Genomic DNA, 20,946 nt, shown 5'->3' with positions numbered 1-20,946 from the left:
ACGCAATTTCATGCAATTTTACGTGCAATATGTTTGACAGTATCCTTGTTATGAACTACAATATCTCTATCAGACTGAGATAAAAAAGCCGGATCAGAGGCATACTTCCGCTTTGATCCGGCATATCCATAAGGAGGCAAATTTTATGGCAGTAACCATCAAAGATGTGGCAGCTCTGGCCGGGGTGTCCCCTTCCACTGTTTCCAGAACCTGCAAGAATAATCCATCCATCAGTGAGGAAACCAAGGAACGTGTACGAAAAGCCATGGCAGAGCTTGGCTATGAGCCGAATTTCCAGGCCAGCAATCTGGCCGCTCAGATTTCCCGTTCCATCGGTATTATCCTGCCTCCGTCACCGAAAGAAACTTATGAGAACTCTTTTTATCTGGAGGCGATCCGTGGAATCAGCCACTACTGCAACGCCCATCAGTATATCAGCACTATCGTCACCGGTCAGAATGAAGAGGAAATCCTGACTGCGGTCCGTTCCATGTCCAGAAGCGGTAAGGTGGATGGATTTATTGTTCTTTATTCCCGTGTGAACGACCCTGTCATTGATTTTCTTTTCAGTGAGGGACTTCTCTATATCCTCATCGGAAAACCGGCACAGTACACGAACCACACCATCTATATTGATAACGACAACCTTCTGGCTGGTCAGGAAGCCACCGAATATCTCTATGCACTGGGCCACCGGAAGATCGCATATCTGGGTGTCGATAATTCCCTGGTCTTTTCCGCAGACCGAAAAACAGGCTATATGGCGGCTCTTCTGAACCACGGACTGACGGTACAGCCGGAATACTGTATTGAAGTTCCGGGGGCATCCCAGAATGAATTTCAGGAGCTTCGGAAGCTGCTTACCAGCGAGGATCGTCCTACCGCCATGCTGGTCAGTGATGACATCCTGGCACTTTCTCTGGAGCGGATCTGTATGGAGGCGGGGATTTCCATACCGGAAGATCTGTCCATCCTTTCCTTTAATAACTCTCTGTTTGCCAGACTGACTTCCCCTCAGCTGACTTCCATTGATATCAATTCCGGGCAACTTGGAATGGAAGCAGCTACGCAGATGATCAGCCATATCGAAAATCCGAACCTTCCGGCTACGAAGATTATTGTGCCCCATCATCTAATTGAGAGGGACAGCTGCCGGAGGATTTAAATGCCTCTGTCGGCGGATACATTATCTTAAACATGATCGAAGCACTTGCGATTTATACAAAAATATGCACCTCCCTTACTGGTTGTTCATCAATACCCAGTCTGAAAAGTGCATATTTTTTTCAATTCTTTCTATAATTCTTTCTCATAACACCAGTACATATGTCCCCAGAGTTCGCACTCTCCCACGCTCTCAAAATTCAGCTTATCGTAAGAACGGAGCGCTTTTACATTATCTTTTGCAACAAGGAGATGCACGGCCTGATATCCCCGGTTCTTCAGTTCTTCCATCACGCCCGCCAGAAGTTCCCGAGCAATTCCCTGGTTCTGAAATTCCTGGTATACTCCCACCCGAGAGACTTCCGCCGACGGCACCATGGTTTTCGACCAGCATGTGAGACATTCCACGTTTGGATCATCATCAATGGAAATCACACCTATGATATTCCCGTCATCGTCACGCATACAGAACAGGGCATCTCTGGAAAAATCAAATTCCACCTCTTTTTCTGTCGGGTAGTCTTCTGTCCACACACAGTAGGGCGTTCCCAGCAACGAACGATATAATTTTAAAACGGTATCTGCCTCTTCTTTTCTTACACGATCAAATTTCATTTTTTAATCCTCTTTTCTCCCCTGCCTTCGCCAGCACAAGAAGTACGACAAAGGTAATGATCTCCGAGCTCAAAAATGAACTCCACACTCCGTTGATCCCAAACAGTCTGGAAAGGATCACCGCACTGATGGCAATGGCGATCACTCCTCGCATAAGAGATCCGGTGATCGCAGGAACAGCACGGTCCACTGCCGAAAAATACGCTACCAGCATAATGTTGATCCCTGCAAACAGGAAGCCCAGGAAATAAATCCGCAGTCCCACATGAGCATAATCCAGAAGCTGCTGATTATTTTCACTGTTAAAAACAGCGATCAGGTTGTCTGTAAATCCCCACACCACCAGAATCGTCACCGCTTCCAGCACTGCACTGGCGATCAGGCTCCAGCGAAGCAGGCTTTTTACATGGTCACGCTGTCCTTCTCCGTAGCTTTTGCTGATAAGAGGCTGTGCTCCCTGTGCCAGTCCGTTAAAGATGGACATTGCAACAAGAGAAAGATTGGCCACCACTCCATAAGCTGCCACGCTTACATTTCCCGCAATTCCAAGAAGCAGCATGTTAAAAATGATCGTAATAATCGCTGAGGAAAGCTCTCCCACAAAAGCCGAAATTCCAAGCTGACAGCAGGAAACCAGATGACGGATGGAAGGCCGTACCCACCGGAATCCCACGTGATTCTTTTTCCCCAGGTAATGGGTGGTACAGATGGCCATGGTGATCGCAGGGCTAATGGCTGTCGCCAGTGCCGCTCCCGCAAGTCCCAGCTTCATAGGGAACATAAAAATGTAATCAAACACAATATTAAACAAACTGGCAGAAATTGCGCCGGTCATGGCTGTGGACGTTCCCTGATCGTTTCGGGCAAACGCGGTAAACGTATAATTTGTCATAAACAATGGTGTAGTGATCAGCATGATCCGGAGATAGCTTTTTCCAAGGGCAGTCAGACCCGCATCTGCGCCAAGAAGATGCAGAAATTTCTCTGGTGCAAAAATACCTGTGATAATAAAAGGCACGCTGCACAGAACGCTCCAGAAAACGGACTGGAGAAAATAATGATCCGTGTCCTCACCCTTGGCTCTGTTGATCCCGAATCTGGTAGCTGAGCCGATACCGATCATCGCTCCAATGGCATAGACTACGCCATACACCGGAAGGATCAGATTCAGAACTGCCAGCCCGTCCGCTCCCGAATGAACCGATATAAAAAAAGTATCCGCCAGAATATAAACCGATATCCCGATCATACCTGCAATACTCTGAAAAATATATTTAAAAAACTGTTTCAGCATAAATTCGTAATGTCCTTTCCCTGATCCTGTACTAGTATTTAATATTATAATACCCCGCCCAAAACTGCAACTTCAACCGAAAACTATCACACTCTGTTATCGATAATAACACCTTCCGCTGCACCCATTGGGAAATACTGTACATTTTATCGTACACTGAAATTCTTCCTCATTTTCTGCTGTTTCCAGAATGTTCAGCGCCTTTCGCAAATTCCGGATATCTTTTTCCATGTGATCCACATAATTTCCACGGCCGACCAGCTTGAGATGGGTAATCCCCGCCTGCTTCATCCTGTACAGAGCACATAAACCACAGCCTGTTTCTCCGCAAAGATAGCCTATGTCATCATAAGCAGATGGATCTGGTTCCCGCTCCCAGACCTGCGCCTGAAGATCCCGCATCTTTTCGGGAATAACATCGTCATCCCGCACAGTACCCAGCCAGTAAGGCACCCTGCAAAGATATCCCATCTCATCACAATGCAGAGAATTGCAGAATGCTCCCGTAAACTGGCACATTTCATTGAGCACGAAAGCTTCGAATTCCATCCCTTTTTCCGGCCGGATGCCTGACTGTTTTTCCGCCTCTCTCTCTGCTGCGATCACGGACTGCATATCCTGGAATGTATTTTTCCGGTGAAAAATTATCCGCTTCAGTGGAAAACGCCGGAACATTTTTACCATCTCACTGTTCACTTCCCCTGTCTCTCCGCTGAGATGGATCTCGCAGGAAATCCCCCTTTTTTTCAGATAAGCAAAAAGCGCCGGATCTGCAATGATATAACTTCGAAATCCCAGTTTCATGCACTGCTCTATGATATCCCCGATCTCCGGATACTGCTTCGGAAGATAATACAGGGAATTGAAAGTAAGATGTACCGGTTTTTTATATTTTTTCACCATATGGGAAAGAATCTCCAGCTCACTGTATGCGCCAAGCTGCACATTGTAACAGAGAACTTCCCTGCGGTTTAACGGCATTACCGTGCCATATTTTTCCGCCCAGGAAAACGGAACATAGCCACAGAAAAATTCATCTGCTCCTGCCTGCACGAAACGTTCATATTCATCTATGGAGCCTAATCCAGCTGTGATTTTCATAGTTCTTTCCTCCCCGTCACAGATTCACAACAATGCGGTCCGGTTTTATGCCCTTTATTTTTTTCCACATTTCCGGTGACTCCAGAAATGTTTTATCCACACCGAACAGAGAGTTATACCGTCCCATCATGTGTAAATGTTCCGGGTAAAGCAGTGCGTATTTTTCGCAGAATTTCGGACAGTGTTCTGCAAGCTGCTGCGTGCCACGGTCCCCTGTAGTGCACAGGGCATACAGCGGACAATACTGGGAAGTATTTGTCTGATAAAAAGGCAGATGAAGGCTGTTTTTCCCAGGAGGAAACTCCTGTGGATAACCGCAGGATTCCCATTCATATCTGTGGATATGAAACTCTTCCGCCAGAAAATCCCGGTAAAACTCCGCATTCAGACTGTTCTGCTGAAACAATGAGATATCACCGGATTTATATTTCATCCGCGGATCTTTTTTCCGTTTATTGAGCAGTGTCCCAAAAACAGGACACAAATGAGATGTTTTTCCATGAAGCATTTCCGCCACGGCCCAGTCATTAACTACGATTTCCACATTCATCCCATGAATACAGCACCAGTTATCCACTTTTTCCAGAAGTTTTCCCACAGAAGGAAGCATAAATTCCCGGATATAAGAAAATGCCAGCGTGATCTCCAGTCCTTCCGATCGCATTTTATCCATAATAGAAAAAAGCTGTTCTTCTGTGGGAAACAGGTTATGGCAAAACTGATTTCCAATATAAAATCTCTCCGGTGTCCGGCCTGCAAGCCAGCTGTGAGTGAGATAATTCTTTTGCCAGTAAGACGCCAGAAAATCCTTTAACAGCTGACGCAGATATTCTTCATACAGAGAAGTATTGTTCAGTTCCAGGGCAAACTCTGTTTCTTTGTCCAAAAATGATTCTTCTACACTCTGATCTGCATCCGGATTTTGTCTTATAGAACTGGAATTCTCTCCAAACCACAGCTTCCTCTGCTCTTCCAGGCTCTCACAATGCACCTCATCCAGTTCCGCAGGATAACCGGTCAGTGCCTTCGCCAGCTCTCCATCATCGCCCTCCAGTTTCAGGCGAATATATCTATTGTACTCTCCGGCCAGACGCTGAACTTCTTCCATATAGTCTTTCTGTTCTACTCTCACAGAATATTCCCTGAAAAAAGAGCCATCATTTTCCTGTACGCACCACTCTTCCGCTGCCGAAGTCCCCGCCACTGCGTTCATTTCAAACTTCCGGATCTCCACCTTCCGATACCCGGCTTTTTTCATATCATAAAAACAGATCAGAAACCGCTCCGGCTCCGGACATTCCTCTGCAAGCCGAAACCGAAATCCATTTTCTCCCAGCTCTGTGATCCGTATTTCTTTACTGTCCATAAAACCGGACAGCAGTCCAAATGGTATCATAGAAATCCTCACCGGAAAACCCACCTTCCTTCAGACAAAAAGAGAGATGCCATATGCTCCCATACAGCACCTCCCACTGTTTCTGATTATTTTACTTCTACTAATTCAATTCTGAAATTCAGCTCTTTACCTGCCATCTCATGGTTGGCATCGAAAGTAATGGTCTTTTCATCTTTTGCGTTTACTTTAACCGGGAACGGCTGTCCGTACTGGTTGGAGAGATATACCTGCTGTCCTACAGTAAGATCCTCAGAACCTGGAAGCTGTGCGATCTCAAGAGTAAAGATGGCATCCGGATTCGGCATTCCGTAAGCTTCTTCTGGCATCAGGTGAACATCTACCACCTGTCCTACTTCCATGTTTGCAACTGCTGCGTCAAAGCCTTTGATCATCTGACCGGCTCCGCAGATGAATTCCAGCGGCTCGCCACGGTCATAAGAAGAATCGAACTGTGTTCCATCGTTAAAGGTTCCTCTGTAATGGGTACGGCAGGTTTTTCCAACGTTAGGACCTGTGATCGCCGGCTGGGAACCACATCCGCCGCCACAGTTTCCACAGGAATGTCCTTCCTCATGACCGCCGCAGGAGTGTCCATCTTCATGGCTTCCGCAGGAATGTCCCTCCTCATGATGATGATCACAGTTCACACCGGTAGATACCAGCTCACCTTTCAGATAAGCCTCTACAGCCGCATCTGCATCACCCTGTGCTCCGGAACATAACTCAATACCAGCCTCAGCAAGTGCACTCTGTGCTCCACCGCCGATTCCTCCACAGATCAGAACGCTGATTCCCTGCTCTGCAAGAAGTCCTGCAAGTGCACCATGTCCGGTACCATTGGAACCGATCACTTCACTGGAAACAACCTTGTTATCCTCTACCTCGTACACCTTGAAAAACTCCGTTTTTCCAAAATGCTGGAAAATATTTCCGTTGTCGTATGTTGCTGCAATTTTCATTTGTAAAACCCTCCATTAATCAGATATATGTCTCATTAGTATAGCCCGATACCAGTATAAAAGCAAGGATAATCACCAGATCTTTTTTCCCGTTTCCATATCTACAAGATCCAGATAGATCACCCGGAACTTTTCGCCAAATTCCTGATCTCTGTGCCAGTGCCCAAAGTACCACCGGGTCAGTGAATCATATACCGTCTCATTTACATACTGCAGATAATTCTGCAATTGCCGTTCTTCCATCGCCGAGTGATATCCCCCAAGTGAAGGTATAAGATTTAATGGACAGGTATGTGTGATCACATAATCTACCTTATAGTCACAGGCCTTAAGATTTTTGTTTCCGTTCTCATAATCTTCCTCAGAGGGAACTTCTTCCTTCCAGTAACTTTTGTTCAGAGTACGATATGCCCTGTCTATGGAAAAAGCTCCTCCAAAACAGAATATCCGTTTCTTTTTCAGACAGAGGACTTCTCCTCGAAGCACATGAATGATCCTGCTTCGGATCATATGAACTCTGGCGTTATTCCATTGTTCAACGGGAAATTTATTCAGCGCACGGTGATTCTCATGATTTCCATCCGCAAAAATAACATATCCGTTTATTTTCTGAAGAAACCGGTCTACATCATCCAAAAATACATGCTCATCCTTATTATCCCAAAATACAAATCCAAAATCTCCGGCAACAAATAATGCATCTCCCTCTCGAAGCTGTCTGGCAAGCATCGTTAATGCCGCAGTGTCACCATGTAGATCTCCGGTAATAAGCAATCTTCCTGATATTTCTGTTTCCATACCGTTTCAACTCCTCCCTAATGCCTCTTACATCATTCTCTCACAGGTAAGGTAATCTGCACCCCAGTTTTTATAACAGTCTGCAATACTGGAATCTGTAAACAGCCACAATGCGACTTTAATATTTTTCGAATGTGCTTTGGCTATTATATTTCTGTAGGTACATCCATACTGGGCACTTATGTCAAATTTATATCTGACACATTCATTCAGCGCTGCACTGGTAATCTGATCCCGGAGTATCCACTGTATGCTTACAGTTCTGTTTATCTGCCTGAGCATGATCAGTGGTTCTTCCTTAAACGAGATCACAACTGGACTTTTTCTGGATTTTTTTATGATCTGATTGAACTTTGCAACACCGTTCTGATTCAGATTTGATTTGATTTCGATCACGGGCGTCATGGAATATTTATTACAGCACTGCAGATACTGTTCCAGTGTAGGAATCGTATTATTTTTATATGCAGAAGCATTTGTTCCCGCAATAACCGGATACTTCTTTACTTCCTGATATGTGAGATTTTCAATTTTCTTATCAACGCCACACATACGAAGCAGATTAGAATCATGGAAAATCACAAATGTCCCGTCTTTCAGCTGTCGTACATCCGTTTCTACATACTCCGCGCCTCTCTGCCCTGCAAGGCTGAACGCAGGAAGTGTATTTTCCGGTGCTTCCAGACTTAATCCTCTGTGCAGAATCATACCGGTATTTCCATTCAGAGGTGTATTGGATGTGCCTGTCTTTTTGTCCTGGACGTATACCTGTATGGTATTCTTTATCTTTTTTCCACCATCTGCCGTCACTGTAATCTTCACAAGGCCGGGAGCTTTTGCTGTGATTTTTCCTGTCTTGGATACTGTAACAGCGCTGTTGGATGTGGCATAAGTTATTGTTCTTACATATGCATTTGCTGGATGAACAGTCACTTTCAGCGTTTTCTGTTCCCCCTTATTCATTACAATTTCTGAAGAAGTCGAAATGGATTTCAGTTCTGCTCCAACCACAACTTTTGCAGATGCGATATATCTGTTTTTTCCAAAAGATATACAGGTTATCTTTACAGTTCCTGTTGTTTTTGGTGTTACAACACCACTGGATGAAACGGTTGCGATTTTCGTGTTCGAAGATTTATAAAACACTGTGCTTCCATGTTTTTCCGGCTTCAGCTGTACTGTTCTTCCCTTTTTTGTTTTTATCGGGGTTGTTTTATATCCGGTAAAATCTGTGTATATAATCTGATTATATGTATACACTTTACAGGAAATTTTTTTCCCACCATAAACAGCAGAAATCTGAACATTTCCCCAGCTTTTTGCGGTAACTTTTCCATTGGATATGGCTGCCAGCTTTGGATTACTGCTTTTCCACTGAACCTTCTTTGGATCTACTTTTTTTCCATGATTGTAAACTGTCAGCTCTTTGGTTTTTCCTACCTGCACAGAATCCGTTTTCTGCTCAAAATGAAAACTTTCTGTTGCCGCTGCTGCCGGAACTGAAAAGCAGATTAACAGAACTGCCATCATGATCAGACCTTTGATCTTTTTCCTCATACTCATTCCTCCTCAAAACATTCCATAGAATTATTATGCCGTAAAGATCGGGTATTTACAAGTTTCATATCTCTGTTTTATATGCAAAAAAACACCTTCCGGGTCTAAGCCGGAAAGTGTTTCTGCCTTGTTATTTTTCTGTTTATAATTCTACGTTACTGCTGTTTGTAAAAACCGGATAAACTGCCGGTATGTGTCTCATTCCAACTCTTACGCACAATTCCGCATACGCAACAGCCAGAAATGCCGGATCGATGATCTTCACCGGAAGTTCTTTTTCCAGTTTTTCTCCGTATCCTGCCATTCCAAGACAGCCAAGTATAATCCCGTCGGAATGATCTTCTTCCACCGCTTTTTTGCAGACCGCTTTCAGATATTTTTCCGTTACTTCCGGATTGGAGCGCAGCTCCCCGATTGGAATATCTAGCGCCCGGACCGCTGCCATCTTTTCCCTGGCAATGCCGTTTCGCATCAGACGACGGTAGGTTCTCGGAATATTGATACTCTCCGAAGTCAGCACCGTAAAACGGTTACAGATCATACTTGCCGCAGCCAGGCTGGTTTCTCCGGGACCAATCACCGGAATTCTTACATTTTCACGGATGGCATCAATCCCCACATCGCTGAAACAGTAGATCACAATGGCATCGTATCCTTCTTTTTCCGCACGGATACTCTCCTTCACCATTTCCGCTGCCGCAAAAGCTTCGTCTGTATTACAGTCCAGTTCATCCGGGCCTTTTTTGATACAGTCCACAGAAACTTCCGCATCGGAAGAAAGTGCCGCTTTCAACATACGCTCCCTTGCATCCATGGTTTCCCGGCTCATGGCCTTATCCGACATGATCACTTTTATTTTCATTTTTTACCTGCTTTCTTTTGCTGCTTCAACAGTCCATACATCCGATTCTACACCAATCTCAGACGCAATAAAACGCTTGCCTGGATTTTTCTTGTAATTTTCGTATGCTTTGGTAACCAGTTTTCTTCCAACCAGAAGTGTAGGGATGTTCACAAAGATCAAAATTACATTAATCAGGTCAGATACATACCACAGGTTATCCAGCTGAAGTCCGGACAGTACAGTCAGAGTTCCAAGAGGAACAAAGATCAGCGCGCCAAGGCATCTTGTAAAGTAGATGAATTTCTTATTCTTGGAAATCTTGTTTGCCGCAATCTCTGTGTAAGTCAGGTCACAGAGAAGTGTTGTAAACGCAAACAATCCAAATGCAACAACCACGATGATAAATACGATCACATCCAGGATTCCGTCACCTGGTACCAGTTCCTTGACTGAAGTCAGGAAAGTTCCGATCTTGTTGGCTTTCATCACATCCCAGTCAATAGACGGATTATTCCAGATGGCACCTGCAGTTACCACAAAACCAGCCAGGGAACAGATCACGATCGTATCTACAAATACACCGATGGACTGAATGAATCCCTGCTCGCATGGATGATTGGCATCTGCAATAGAGGAAGCCTGTGTCGCAGTACCCATACCAGCCTCATTGGATAAAAGTCCTCGTTTCAGTCCCTGCGCCATAGCCACACCAAATGCTCCGCCGAAAATAGCACTTGGTTTAAATGCTCCCACAAATACAGCTGCAAAAAATCCCGGCACTTTTCCGATATTCAGAACGATCAGTACCAGCACGATCAGAACATATAAACCTGCCATCACCGGTACAACCGCATCGGAAAATTTTGTTACGCTTTTGATTCCACCAAAGGTGATCACAGCGATAATCACGATGATCGCGATAGCAATGACATAATACAGCGGATCTGTTACCTGCGTTGTTTTTCCCGTTACTTCATCTGCAATGGAGCTTACTGCTGTAAATACATGGAACGTATGTACCGGAATACTCAGCATGTTGTAGATCAGATACATGATACACATTGCAGCACCGATCCATGCTTTGTTTTTCCAGATCTTCTGGATATAGAAGGTAAAACCTCCTACGTATTCGTTGTCTTTTCTCTCTTTGAAGATCTGTGCCAGTGTTGCCTCACAGAAAGAGGTTGCCATCCCCAGGAATGCGGAAACCCACATCCAGAAGATCGCTCCCGGTCCTCCAATAGTTACCGCTCCGGTTACGCCGACAATATTTCCGGCTCCCACACGGCCGCCCATACTGACCAGAAATGCCGCAAGCTGGGAAGTTCCAACCTTTGCCTGCTGTTTGGAAGTCAGAAGACGGATTCCTGTCTTAAATTCTTTTACCTGCACAAAACCAAACCGTAAAGTAAAATACAAACTTCCGCCAAGAAGAAGCAGAAATGCAATGGACAGCTGCCCCAGGATCGGAATGTTTGCGTATGCATCAATGTTTGTCGGAAAGTCCCAGAGAAAATCCGCCACCGGAACTACCTGTGCAAAAAGCTGATTTACCAGTTCAAATATATGAGCCATGAATGCTCTCCCTTCTTTTCCCGTTATATGTATGCCCTCTTACCGATCCTGACTGCTTTTCAGACAGTATTCATACATTTTCTCACCGGTTGTCCACCATACACCATCAAAAGTTTCAATATAATCCAGAAGTTCTTCCAGAAGTCCGATCCTGCCCGGTGCACCGATGGCTGCCGGATCCAGCTGCAGAACATAGCAGAGGCCATATTCATGACATCCGAAAAATTCATCTTTCCAGTTATTCAGAACTCCTGTATAATTCGCGATCCTGCCCTGTCCTGCCGGAAATGCCGGATGATAGTTGAATGCAAAATACGGAAGATCATAATTAACCCAGTGAATAGGAATCTCCAGGATCTTATCCTCTCCCAGGTCTTTCCAGTATGGTCTGTCATCATCGCAGAGATTGCTGGAATACACCAGCCCGTTTTTCTTTGCGATCCGTAAAGTATCCAGTGTCAGCTCGCCTTCCGGGGAACGGAATCCCTTCGGTGTAACGCCACATACTTTTTCGATGGCCTGGATTCCTTTTTTGATGGCGCTTTCCTGCTCTTCTTCGGATAACAGTGCCATATGTTCATGGTGATATCCCAGCGCCGCAATTTCGTGGCCTTTTTCAACAATGGCTTTCAGTTTATCCGGATACTGCTCTGCCACCCATCCAGGAGTAAAAAATGTTGCGCGGATGCCCCGTTCTTCCAGTATTTTTAAGATACGGTCCACGCCTCTTGTCATTCCGTACTGTCCAAGAGACAGTGTTTTCGGCATATCCTTGCAGGTGGGATCTAACTGCAGCCAGAACAGTTCCGCATTCAGGTTGATGGTGATCATGGCGCTGCATTTTTTGTTTTCCGGCCACTTTGGTCTTTCCAGTTTCATCCTTATTTCTCCTCCTGTTCTTGTGAATGGCTTCGATACCAGTCTGATACTTCCGTTCCTGTTGCCACCCAGACATCCTCTTTGGATGTGATCTGCTCCAGCATATGTTTCAGGATCTGGATCCTTCCAGGGGAACCAATTACCTGGGGATGACTCATATAAGAAATGCAAAGCCCCTCTCTGTAATGTCCGCGGAACTCTCTCATAAAATTGTCTTCTACCAGACGATAGCTGGAAATCCTGTCCTGTCCTGCCGGTTCTGCCGGATACATGTTATATGCCATAGCTACGTAATCATCTACTTCCCATTTCGTAGGGATCTCGATAAAATCTGTTTTCTCACCGTTTATGATCGTACGATATGGTCTGTCGTCACCACGCATGGAGCTTGAATAACGGAAGCCTCTCTCATACAGAAGCTGCGGTGTGATCTTTGCCCAGTCACCGGATGGAGTACGGAAGCCTGTTACTTCATGACCGATAAGCTTTTTAAAGATTGCCTGAGTCTTCTCAATGATCTCGATCTGCTCCTCTGTTGTTTTTCCCGCAAATCTCTCATGTGCATATCCATGATGTCCGATCTCATGTCCTGCCTCTGCGATCCTCATGATCACTTCCGGATAACGCTCTGCTGTTAATCCCGGTACAAAAAATGTAGCTTTTACACCGTAACTCTCCAGCATATCCAGGATACGGTCCACGCAGCGCTTCGGTCCGTACTGGCCTACGGATAAGGATTTGATGTATTTCTCACCATTTGGAAGTCCACGGTTTCCGTTTTCCCAGGTGGTATCTCCGTCTACGTCGAAGGTAAACATTACCGCACATTTTTTACCTTCCGGCCATTTCAAATTTCCCATTGTGTATTCCTTTCTGTTCTTTCTGGATTGTGAATTATCGTCTGAATACATATTCATTCTTTTTGAATTAATATTTGTTCACTTGGTCACCCACTTGTTTATAAAGAATAGCACCCGAAGGTGCTTTTCGTCAACGGTTTTTTAATTTTTAATTATTTTTCAGCTTTGCCTGAATGCATATTTAATCAATTTTCTTTCAGCATATCCATCGTAACCTGAAGATGCTCATGCATCAGTCTCTGTGCTGCCTCGGTATCCCGCCTGCGGATCGCGTCGATGATCTGTCGGTGGGATTCCAGCTCCTGCTTCTCCGATGTAGCTTCCAGCACGTCATAAAACTGCCCGTACATCATATCCAGAATGGCATTCAGCACCAGCTCCAGGGTCTGGGTCATAAACATGCTGCCTGTTTTTTCTGCATAGAGTTTGTGCAATTCAAATTCTCCGGTTGTAGTTCCGGTTGTTTCGTAGGTGTGTTCCACTTTTTTGTAGGCTTTTTCCAGATCATCAATATCCTCTTCTGAAGCGTTGCGGATGATCAGCTCTACACCTTTTACTTCCAGAACCTGACGTACTTCATACGCTTCCAGCATGGAATAACGTTCCAGATTTTTGCTGAGACTTTCTGTACGTTTCTCTGAGCCATGGCCTGGCTGTTCTCTTAAGAATCTTCCTTTTCCCTGGTGGGAAACGATCACGCCTCTGGTTTCCAGAACGTGAAAAGCTTCTCGCAGAACATTCCGGCTGACTTTCAACTGTTCGATCAGCTCTCTTTCCGGCGGAAGCTTCCCGCCTGGCTGGATATGCTTCTCGTCGATCAGCCTGTAAAGTTCTTCTACTACTTCTTCGTATAATAAAGTCCGTGCGGATTGACTTCTTAATCTCATATATTTCTCCAATCTGTTGATCTTTATGGTTTGGGAAACCTGCGGTATATTTTGCTGCCCTATAAGATTTTATTATAATTGTATTTCTTATGGTTGTGCAACAGGATTTTTGTCCCAAAAGCATCCATTTTTTCATAAAAAAACAGCTAACCCGTTTTTACAGGTTAACTGCTTTTTCTCTGCTTATGCTTTCGATGCGATCAGTCCGACAACTCCAATAACAAGAAGTACCGGCAATGCTATGGAGATCAGTCCTCCTGCCACCATTACAAGCAGGATCAACGGCAGGAACACAATTGTCAGTACGAATTTTGAGATTCCCCAGGCTGCTTTTACGCCGAAGCAAAATAATTTTCCAAAAACTCCAAACATACATATCATAAATATCAACGTCAACATAATTTCTCCTTTTCTCCAGTTCTGTTCACTGGTGTGAAACCCTTGTTGTCTTGCAATAAATCCATTATAATAGGACCATCTGTAAAAATAAACGATTTATATGTTGAAAAACTTCATATAAGGAGAAAAAGAAAATGAAATCATACGAAGAATTACTTTCCGATATTGAAGAAGATATGGAACTCATGGGTTCCTCACATATGGTTTATGCCATGGAAGAAGACAGTATTATCACCGATTACGATTACCTTCCATCTGACTCCTGCACAATCTCTATTACTTTAAGAGAACTTCAGGAAAAAATCCATCTGCAGATGCTCTATGCAAAAACCTCCGCACATATACCTGAAGCAGATAAAAATGCCCCGAAACTGGCGGTTATTTTTCCAGGCATCGGATACACCGCCGACAAGCCCCTTCTGTACTATACCAGCCGTCTTGCCAGGAAACACGGTTATCAGATCCAGACCGTATCTTACGGTTCCCTCCCGGAAAATGTAAAAGGTGATCCGGAGAAAATGAAACAGGCTTTTGACCTTGCCCTGGAACAAGCAGAACAGGCTTTAAGTCAGATCGACTGGAATTCCTATGGAAGCATTCTGTTCATTTCCAAAAGCATTGGTACGGCTATCTCTTCCGCCTATGCTTCCAGACATGACCTGGCTGTAAAAAACATCCTGTTCACACCTCTGGCAGAGACCTTTTCCTTCCCACTGGCCGGAAGCATCGCCTTCCACGGCACCGCAGATCCCTGGGCCGAAACTGATTCCATCCGGAAACTGGCAGCGCAGAAAGATGTACCTCTCTTTCTCACCCAAAATGCCAACCATTCTCTGGAAACCGGTGATGTACTGACGGATATCTTTATTCTAAAAACCACAATGGAGCGGGTCCAGCGTTTTATTTAACGCCGGTCCGCTTATTTTTCTCCACCCACTAAAAACTGAGGTGTCAGCTTATTCAGCTCACGTTCCATGGAAGTTCTGGAAATATCACTGATGTCCTTCAGGGCAAACACTTTGGAAAAGCCGATCTCCATCATGTAATCCAGATCCCATGCCGGACGCTTTTTATCACTCATAAACAGCTTACTGCTGAGCTCTTTCCCTGTTTCCGCATCTTCATGAGCATGGATACCTCTTCCATATTTTTCCCACATAGCAGCATCATGTGCCTCGTAAATCTTTTTCTTTTCTTCATCATAAAGATGCAGATACCAGCAGGCGTCCGATACCAAAAGACGTCCGCCTTTTTTCAGTACACGCAGCCACTCCTTGTAAGCCTTCTGTGGATCGTCCAGCGTCCATGTGATATTTCTGCAGATAACCATATCAAATGTCTCATCCGAGAAATTCAGATTGTGGCAGTCCATAGTCATCAGATCTGCGGATAAACCTGCTGCCTTTACATTTTCCTTTGCTTCATGGATCATATTTTCAGTAATATCGATCCCGGTCACATGATGTCCTTCTTTTCCCAGCATAATTTCAAAAAATCCCGGCCCGCAGCCTACGTCCAGTACTTCCAGATGTTCTTTTTCCGGCGCATACTCCAGAATCAGATTCTTCCAGTTTTCTGCTGTTTCACTTTTCAGTTCTGCCTTGATCCCTTCGCTGTAAATGCCGGCTTCTCCTTCCCAGTACTCTTTGATCTTATCGTTTGGCATGTCACTTCTCCTTCTTTGTGGCTACTACAATAAATTTTTTTCCCTGATATCCGTATTTCCAGAAATCCATCGTCCATGGTCTGTTTAGCCAGCGGTTCTCTCTGATCTGGATCCTGGCAAAGCGTACCTTTTTTAATATCCGAAAGTCCGCTTCCGGACGCTTCTGTGATGTAAATGGCAGCTTTTCATAAATTCCGCTGTTTTCCTTCACGTCAGATCCATATATTTTTCTTTCTGTAACATAAATAAGAAAATCAGCAATTTTCATATGGATCTTATTTTTTAATGTGGGTTCGACGGTACGATAATCCCCATCAAAATAAATGATCCTTCCGCCTGGTTTTAATACAGCCTTCCAGCGTCTGAAAGCTTTTTCCGGATCATATAATGTCCACACCGCATCTCTGGAAAGTATCACATCATAGCTTTGTTCCTGTTCCAATGGCAAAGTTACACCATCTTCCTCACAGATTTCCACCTGTTGATGATACTGTTGCATATTCCTTCTGGCTTTTTCTACCATTCCTGATGAACCATCGATCGCTTTTACATCATGTCCCAGACGCGCTGCTATGATGCTCATAAAACCCGGGCCGCAGCCCACTTCTAAAATACGAAGGGGCTCAGGTCCAAGCAATCTTTTCAATTCTTTTGTCCAGTGAGATACCGTTCTTTTGTTACTCAATTGTTTTTGGATCATATCATCATAATCACCGGAATCTTCTGTCCATTTATTCTCGATTTTTTCAAACATTTTTTTACTCCACTACATCCAGTGTTGCCCAGTTAATGCCTTCATAGGCAGTCGGTGCAAGCTCTACATTGGTCAGTCTTGTATTGTTATAGATATAATCACGGTTCGGATAATACAGCGGCACTGTTACTGCCTGATCATTGATACGTGTAAGGATCTTATCGTATAATTCCGTACGTTTTTCTTCATCCTGTGTTTTTAATACTTCTCCGAGATCTTTGTTCAGCTCCTCATCGTACCAGTTTACTGCCTTTGCTCCATCTTCCGCATAGAACATTGATTTCAGGAAACCATGAGGCATCCAGGAGTCTTCATAGCTGCGGTAAATACACAGATCGTAGTCTCTGGTGTTCCAGATTTCATCATAGTAAGCTGCAGATTCTTTTTCTACCAGTTCAATACCCACACCAACCTTCTCATATTCAGATTTCAGGTATTCACACAGTGACTTCCAGGAAGCATATTCTTCAGTCTGGAATACCAGTCTGAGGCTCAGTGGTTCTCCGTCTTTTTCTACAATACCATCTCCGTCTGTATCCTCATATCCTGCTTCCTTTAACAGTTCCTTTGCTTTATCCGGATCATATGGATAGCCCTTGCTGTTTTCTTCTGTTACATAAGGAACTGTCGGAGACATAAGTCCGGTTGCCGGATTGCCGTAACCATCCAGCAGATCATTTACAATGCTTTCTTTATTTGTTGCATAATTCAGTGCCTGACGTACGTTTATATCCTGAAGCGCCGGTGTATCATAATTTTCGATCAGATAGTAAGAAAGTGTGGAAACCTGCTGTTCTGTCGATAAATTTTTATCTGCCTGGATAATACTGAAGCTTTCGGATGGAATATCCTGAAGATTCAGATCTGCCTCTCCACTCTGAAGCGCCATCACTCTGGCATCACCGTCTACCACCTGTTTCAGAACTACTTTATCAATATTTGGTTTCTCACCGTAATAATTAGGATTTGGTACCAGGACAACCTCCTGACCGCTTTCATAACTGTCGATCATCCACATTCCGGTACCCACTTCCTGACAAAATTCTCCATCTTCATCCAATGCACTCTCACAGGTGAAACGGAATGGTCTTGGATAGCTGAATTCGATCAGCAGCGTATAGCATGGTTCTGCGAACTTAAATTCTACAGTATAATCATCTACCTTTGTAACATTTTCCAGTTTGGCTGAAAAGTTACCGGTCACATCCTGTTCTACCCATCTGTTATAATTCCACATCACATTATCTGCATTAAACGCTGTACCGTCTGAGAATTTCACATCTTTTCTTAAATGAAACGTATAGGTTGTGCCATCTTCGCTGATATCCCAGGATTCTGCCAATGCAGGTTCGATTTCTCCATTTTCTCCATAACGTACCAGCGGATCATAGATCATTTCATAAAGACGAAAGTCCGGACCACTTTTTATTGGGTCACAAAGTTCAGGAGTCAGATCAATGGATGTCATTGCCGTAACTACTTTTTCCTCTTTTGCCTGTACATTGACACCTGTCAGCAAGGTTGCCGCCACCATACTCAATGCTAACAGTTTTGCTACACGTTTTTTCTTCATTTCTTCCTCTCCTTTGTGTTTGTTTTATATTTTACAGCATATGACATGCCGCAAAATGTCCTGTCGCAATTTCTGTCAATTCCGGTATATGCTCCTTGCATATATTTGTACATCTTCTGCACCGGTTCTGATATGGACAGCCCTGTTCCGGAATTGTATCTGAAAATATTTTCTTTTCCTGTGATCCGATTCTTCGCATTTTCGGTTCTTTTACCGGAATGGAATCAAACAGATCTTTTGTATAAGGATGTACTGCAGTCTCTTTTAAGCTGTCCGTATGATCGATAAACTCAACCACGCGTCCCTGATACATAATAGCCACCTCTTTGCAGAGATATGGAACGTTGGACAGATCGTGAGTGATCAGTAAATATGTCATCTCATATTTTTCCTGCAGTTCATTTAACAGATGCAGGATCTGCTTTCGTATGGAATAATCCAGACTGGATACCGGTTCATCACAGATCACAAGCTCCGGTCTTAATACCAACGCCCTCGCAATATTAGCTCTCTGACACTGGCCTCCTGAAATCTGTCCAACATAACGGTTTCGAATATCCGGATCCAGGCCCGTCTGGATCAAAGCTTCCTTTACCCGTTCTTCATACTCTCCCTCTTGCAGTTTTTCATGTAATTTCAGAATTTCCAGGATATTTTCTCCAATGGTATACCCGGGATCAAATACTCCGCTGCTGCTTTGAAAGACCATCTGAAGGTTCTTGCGATATGGACGGAACTGCTTTTCAGACAAACCCTGCATTTCCTGCCCCTGAAACCAGAATTTTCCATCTGTAGGTTTCTCCAGACCGGCGATCAGCTTTCCGAATGTAGTTTTGCCACTTCCACTTTCACCGATCAGAGCCATGGATGACCCTGCATGGATTTCCAGACTTACATCATCCACTGCCTTCACAATTTTTTTCTTGCCATAATATTTTTTTAAATGTTCTGTCTTTAGTAACGTACTCATACTTTTCCCCTATAAAACTGCATCCAACAGTTTTTTTGTATATGAATGCTGCGGATGGTAAAAGATATCTTCAACTGTTCCGTTTTCTACTATTTCGCCGTCTTTCATGATCGAAACATCATCTGCGATCTCTGCCACCACACCCAGGTCATGCGTGATAAATAACACGCCCAGATTTTCTTTCCTGGATAGCTGATAGATTTCTTCCAGGATCTGCTTCTGTACTGTTACATCCAACGCCGTCGTCGGCTCATCTGCGATCAGATAATCCGGTTTCATAGACATGGCAATGGCGATCATAACACGCTGACACATACCACCTGACAATTCGTAAGGTTTTTTCTTCATCAGTTCTTCCGGATCACGCAGATTCATCATCCGCAGACTTTCCAGTGCTACTTCCCTTGCCTGTTTTTTGCTCATTCTGCGATGTTTTCTCAATCCTTCCAGAAGCAGTTGTTCAACTGTAAAAAGCGGATCGAGAGCAGCTGTCGGATCCTGAAAGATCATTCCGATCCTGTCTCCGTATAGCTGTCGCTTTTCTTTTCCTGATAACTTCAGAAGACTCTTTTCGTTCAGTGTCACATCTCCGGATATCACCTTTCCGTTTCCTGCAAGCAGATTCATGATCGTCAGAGAGGTAACTGACTTGCCGCTTCCGCTTTCTCCCACCAGTGCATGGATCCTTCCTCTCCTTACTTCCAGACTGACATCTTTTACTGCATGTACCATTCCGTGAGAGGTCTGAAACTCCACATGTAATCTTTTTACCTTTAGAACATCATTTTTTGGCTGTTCCATTCTGTATTCCCTCCCCCAGATAATTAAATGCCAGGACAATGATCATGATCAGTATGCCCGGATAAAACATCAGCCTTGGATAAGTCTGGATATAGCTTTTGCTGTCGCTGAGCATGATCCCCCATTCCGGTGTCGGCGCCTGCACACCAAGTCCGATAAAGGAAAACCCGGCGATTGACAGAATGATCGAACCGATTTCCATTGTTGCCAGTGCGATCACAGATGGCAGGATATTTCTCAATACATGCCTGAATATGATCCTTGCGTGGCCGCAGCCACCGGCCTTCAGTGCGGTCATATAATTTTTATTTTTTTCTTGAAGTGTCAATGCACGGGCAAGCCTTGCATATTCTGCCCAGGATACGACCGACAGGGACAGGATCAGATGAGCGCCGCTGGCTCCCACGGTTCCTGCAATGGCAAGTGCCACGATAAAGACCGGCATAGCCATAAATACATCAATGATCCTCATAATCATGGAATCGATTTTTCCACCTACATATCCGGCAAACAGTCCGATCGGCACCCCGACACATACAGTGATCAGAAGCACCGTAAAGCTGTAGCTCAGTGAATACCGGCTGCCCCAGAGAAGTCTTGATAAAATACATCGTCCCAGCTGATCAGTACCTAAAGGATATGCCGCCGACGGATTCTTTAATTTTATCGAAACATCCACAAGCAGTGGATCATGCGGCGCCAGTACAGGTGCAAAAATAGCTGCCAATGCAAAAATTATGACCACCATCAATCCTATTTTTGTTTTCGGTGACCGGAATACCTGTTTCCAGTACAGATTCTGGATCATGCTTTTTTCTGTTTTCTGCTTTCTTCTGCTTCCCATTCTATGATCT

At 44.4% G+C, this 20,946-nt stretch carries 21 protein-coding genes; 2 read left to right on the top strand and 19 right to left on the bottom strand.

What is annotated here, in order from left to right; genetic code table 11:
- The first annotated feature begins 145 nt into the window (after positions 1-145).
- Entirely contained in the window at positions 146-1,165 is a 1,020-nt protein-coding gene (locus tag GPK88_RS06410) for a LacI family DNA-binding transcriptional regulator (RefSeq protein ID WP_195566804.1), read from the top strand.
- 131 nt (positions 1,166-1,296) lie between these two features.
- On the opposite strand, the gene GPK88_RS06405 is transcribed toward GPK88_RS06410, so the two are convergent.
- The 13 genes from GPK88_RS06405 to GPK88_RS06345 all read right to left on the bottom strand — a co-directional run bounded on the left by GPK88_RS06405 (position 1,297) and on the right by GPK88_RS06345 (position 14,328).
- Positions 1,297-1,779, bottom strand: coding sequence for a GNAT family N-acetyltransferase (locus GPK88_RS06405; protein WP_195566807.1), 483 nt, complete (start codon positions 1,777-1,779; stop codon positions 1,297-1,299).
- Positions 1,769-3,073, bottom strand: a complete 1,305-nt coding sequence (locus tag GPK88_RS06400) for an MATE family efflux transporter (protein ID WP_195566809.1) — start codon at positions 3,071-3,073, stop codon at positions 1,769-1,771. The genes GPK88_RS06405 and GPK88_RS06400 overlap by 11 nt, the downstream gene beginning before the upstream one ends.
- A 96-nt stretch (positions 3,074-3,169) precedes the next feature.
- On the bottom strand, positions 3,170-4,174 hold the full coding sequence (locus GPK88_RS06395) for a U32 family peptidase (protein ID WP_195566810.1): 1,005 nt from the start codon (positions 4,172-4,174) through the stop codon (positions 3,170-3,172).
- A gap of 16 nt (positions 4,175-4,190) precedes the next feature.
- Entirely contained in the window at positions 4,191-5,570 is a 1,380-nt protein-coding gene (locus GPK88_RS06390; protein WP_215707609.1) for a hypothetical protein, read from the bottom strand.
- A gap of 86 nt (positions 5,571-5,656) precedes the next feature.
- Entirely contained in the window at positions 5,657-6,529 is an 873-nt protein-coding gene (locus GPK88_RS06385) for a NifB/NifX family molybdenum-iron cluster-binding protein (RefSeq protein WP_021975855.1), read from the bottom strand.
- 72 nt (positions 6,530-6,601) lie between these two features.
- On the bottom strand, positions 6,602-7,327 hold the full coding sequence (locus tag GPK88_RS06380) for a metallophosphoesterase family protein (protein ID WP_215707608.1): 726 nt from the start codon (positions 7,325-7,327) through the stop codon (positions 6,602-6,604).
- Positions 7,328-7,354: 27 nt separating this feature from the next.
- A complete protein-coding gene (locus tag GPK88_RS06375) occupies positions 7,355-8,884 on the bottom strand; it encodes a glycerophosphodiester phosphodiesterase family protein (protein ID WP_215707607.1) in 1,530 nt (509 codons plus the stop codon).
- Between the two features lie 142 nt (positions 8,885-9,026).
- Positions 9,027-9,746, bottom strand: coding sequence for an aspartate/glutamate racemase family protein (locus GPK88_RS06370; RefSeq protein WP_144093952.1), 720 nt, complete (start codon positions 9,744-9,746; stop codon positions 9,027-9,029).
- 3 nt (positions 9,747-9,749) lie between these two features.
- Complete coding sequence (locus tag GPK88_RS06365; RefSeq protein WP_252197696.1) at positions 9,750-11,303, bottom strand: alanine/glycine:cation symporter family protein; 1,554 nt, start codon at positions 11,301-11,303, stop codon at positions 9,750-9,752.
- A 39-nt stretch (positions 11,304-11,342) separates the two neighbouring features.
- Positions 11,343-12,182, bottom strand: coding sequence for a polysaccharide deacetylase family protein (locus GPK88_RS06360; protein WP_174095822.1), 840 nt, complete (start codon positions 12,180-12,182; stop codon positions 11,343-11,345).
- A 2-nt stretch (positions 12,183-12,184) separates the two neighbouring features.
- The gene (locus tag GPK88_RS06355) at positions 12,185-13,042 is read right to left on the bottom strand and encodes a polysaccharide deacetylase family protein (RefSeq protein WP_174095823.1); all 858 of its coding nucleotides are present in this window, start codon (positions 13,040-13,042) and stop codon (positions 12,185-12,187) included.
- A gap of 185 nt (positions 13,043-13,227) precedes the next feature.
- A complete protein-coding gene (locus tag GPK88_RS06350) occupies positions 13,228-13,929 on the bottom strand; it encodes a FadR/GntR family transcriptional regulator (RefSeq protein ID WP_173771716.1) in 702 nt (233 codons plus the stop codon).
- A gap of 183 nt (positions 13,930-14,112) precedes the next feature.
- On the bottom strand, positions 14,113-14,328 hold the full coding sequence (locus GPK88_RS06345; protein WP_195566821.1) for a hypothetical protein: 216 nt from the start codon (positions 14,326-14,328) through the stop codon (positions 14,113-14,115).
- A 134-nt stretch (positions 14,329-14,462) separates the two neighbouring features.
- Here GPK88_RS06345 and GPK88_RS06340 point away from each other — a divergent pair, with 134 nt between their 5' ends.
- Positions 14,463-15,236: an alpha/beta hydrolase gene (locus GPK88_RS06340; protein WP_195566822.1), complete on the top strand. Its 774-nt coding sequence runs from the start codon at positions 14,463-14,465 to the stop codon at positions 15,234-15,236.
- Between the two features lie 11 nt (positions 15,237-15,247).
- Here GPK88_RS06340 and GPK88_RS06335 read toward each other — a convergent pair whose 3' ends face one another.
- From GPK88_RS06335 to nikC, 6 genes are read right to left on the bottom strand one after another with little or no spacing between them, the layout of a single operon-like run.
- Positions 15,248-15,994, bottom strand: a complete 747-nt coding sequence (locus GPK88_RS06335) for a class I SAM-dependent methyltransferase (RefSeq protein ID WP_195566823.1) — start codon at positions 15,992-15,994, stop codon at positions 15,248-15,250.
- 1 nt (position 15,995) lies between these two features.
- Positions 15,996-16,748: a class I SAM-dependent methyltransferase gene (locus GPK88_RS06330; RefSeq protein WP_195566824.1), complete on the bottom strand. Its 753-nt coding sequence runs from the start codon at positions 16,746-16,748 to the stop codon at positions 15,996-15,998.
- A 4-nt stretch (positions 16,749-16,752) separates the two neighbouring features.
- On the bottom strand, positions 16,753-18,321 hold the full coding sequence (locus GPK88_RS06325) for a nickel ABC transporter substrate-binding protein (protein ID WP_195566825.1): 1,569 nt from the start codon (positions 18,319-18,321) through the stop codon (positions 16,753-16,755).
- A gap of 31 nt (positions 18,322-18,352) precedes the next feature.
- Positions 18,353-19,291 carry an oligopeptide/dipeptide ABC transporter ATP-binding protein gene (locus tag GPK88_RS06320; RefSeq protein ID WP_195566826.1) on the bottom strand — a complete coding sequence of 313 codons (939 nt, stop codon included), beginning with the start codon at positions 19,289-19,291 and terminating at the stop codon, positions 18,353-18,355.
- Between the two features lie 9 nt (positions 19,292-19,300).
- Positions 19,301-20,092, bottom strand: coding sequence for an ABC transporter ATP-binding protein (locus tag GPK88_RS06315; protein ID WP_195566827.1), 792 nt, complete (start codon positions 20,090-20,092; stop codon positions 19,301-19,303).
- Positions 20,073-20,936, bottom strand: coding sequence for a nickel transporter permease (nikC, locus tag GPK88_RS06310; RefSeq protein ID WP_243279000.1), 864 nt, complete (start codon positions 20,934-20,936; stop codon positions 20,073-20,075). The genes GPK88_RS06315 and nikC overlap by 20 nt, the downstream gene beginning before the upstream one ends.
- Between the last annotated feature and the right edge of the window lie 10 nt (positions 20,937-20,946).

This window comes from Blautia sp. MCC269 (assembly GCF_018785655.1).
Taxonomy (GTDB): domain Bacteria; phylum Bacillota; class Clostridia; order Lachnospirales; family Lachnospiraceae; genus Blautia_A.
The sequence above is the reverse complement of the archived record's forward strand: the minus strand, read 5'-3'. Positions and strand labels throughout refer to the sequence as shown.

What these genes read in the sequence shown, in the direction of transcription:
- GPK88_RS06370 (WP_144093952.1), bottom strand. Translation starts at nt 9,746, where the DNA reads ATGAAAATAAAAGTGATCATGTCGGATAAGGCCATGAGCCGGGAAACC.
- GPK88_RS06330 (WP_195566824.1), bottom strand. Translation starts at nt 16,748, where the DNA reads ATGTTTGAAAAAATCGAGAATAAATGGACAGAAGATTCCGGTGATTAT.
- GPK88_RS06390 (WP_215707609.1), bottom strand. Translation starts at nt 5,570, where the DNA reads ATGATACCATTTGGACTGCTGTCCGGTTTTATGGACAGTAAAGAAATA.
- GPK88_RS06405 (WP_195566807.1), bottom strand. Translation starts at nt 1,779, where the DNA reads ATGAAATTTGATCGTGTAAGAAAAGAAGAGGCAGATACCGTTTTAAAA.
- GPK88_RS06320 (WP_195566826.1), bottom strand. Translation starts at nt 19,291, where the DNA reads ATGAGTACGTTACTAAAGACAGAACATTTAAAAAAATATTATGGCAAG.
- GPK88_RS06325 (WP_195566825.1), bottom strand. Translation starts at nt 18,321, where the DNA reads ATGAAGAAAAAACGTGTAGCAAAACTGTTAGCATTGAGTATGGTGGCG.
- GPK88_RS06395 (WP_195566810.1), bottom strand. Translation starts at nt 4,174, where the DNA reads ATGAAAATCACAGCTGGATTAGGCTCCATAGATGAATATGAACGTTTC.
- GPK88_RS06355 (WP_174095823.1), bottom strand. Translation starts at nt 13,042, where the DNA reads ATGGGAAATTTGAAATGGCCGGAAGGTAAAAAATGTGCGGTAATGTTT.
- GPK88_RS06375 (WP_215707607.1), bottom strand. Translation starts at nt 8,884, where the DNA reads ATGAGGAAAAAGATCAAAGGTCTGATCATGATGGCAGTTCTGTTAATC.
- GPK88_RS06365 (WP_252197696.1), bottom strand. Translation starts at nt 11,303, where the DNA reads ATGGCTCATATATTTGAACTGGTAAATCAGCTTTTTGCACAGGTAGTT.
- GPK88_RS06345 (WP_195566821.1), bottom strand. Translation starts at nt 14,328, where the DNA reads ATGTTGACGTTGATATTTATGATATGTATGTTTGGAGTTTTTGGAAAA.
- GPK88_RS06385 (WP_021975855.1), bottom strand. Translation starts at nt 6,529, where the DNA reads ATGAAAATTGCAGCAACATACGACAACGGAAATATTTTCCAGCATTTT.
- GPK88_RS06400 (WP_195566809.1), bottom strand. Translation starts at nt 3,073, where the DNA reads ATGCTGAAACAGTTTTTTAAATATATTTTTCAGAGTATTGCAGGTATG.
- GPK88_RS06340 (WP_195566822.1), top strand. Translation starts at nt 14,463, where the DNA reads ATGAAATCATACGAAGAATTACTTTCCGATATTGAAGAAGATATGGAA.
- GPK88_RS06410 (WP_195566804.1), top strand. Translation starts at nt 146, where the DNA reads ATGGCAGTAACCATCAAAGATGTGGCAGCTCTGGCCGGGGTGTCCCCT.
- GPK88_RS06335 (WP_195566823.1), bottom strand. Translation starts at nt 15,994, where the DNA reads ATGCCAAACGATAAGATCAAAGAGTACTGGGAAGGAGAAGCCGGCATT.
- nikC (WP_243279000.1), bottom strand. Translation starts at nt 20,936, where the DNA reads ATGGGAAGCAGAAGAAAGCAGAAAACAGAAAAAAGCATGATCCAGAAT.
- GPK88_RS06360 (WP_174095822.1), bottom strand. Translation starts at nt 12,182, where the DNA reads ATGAAACTGGAAAGACCAAAGTGGCCGGAAAACAAAAAATGCAGCGCC.
- GPK88_RS06315 (WP_195566827.1), bottom strand. Translation starts at nt 20,092, where the DNA reads ATGGAACAGCCAAAAAATGATGTTCTAAAGGTAAAAAGATTACATGTG.
- GPK88_RS06350 (WP_173771716.1), bottom strand. Translation starts at nt 13,929, where the DNA reads ATGAGATTAAGAAGTCAATCCGCACGGACTTTATTATACGAAGAAGTA.
- GPK88_RS06380 (WP_215707608.1), bottom strand. Translation starts at nt 7,327, where the DNA reads ATGGAAACAGAAATATCAGGAAGATTGCTTATTACCGGAGATCTACAT.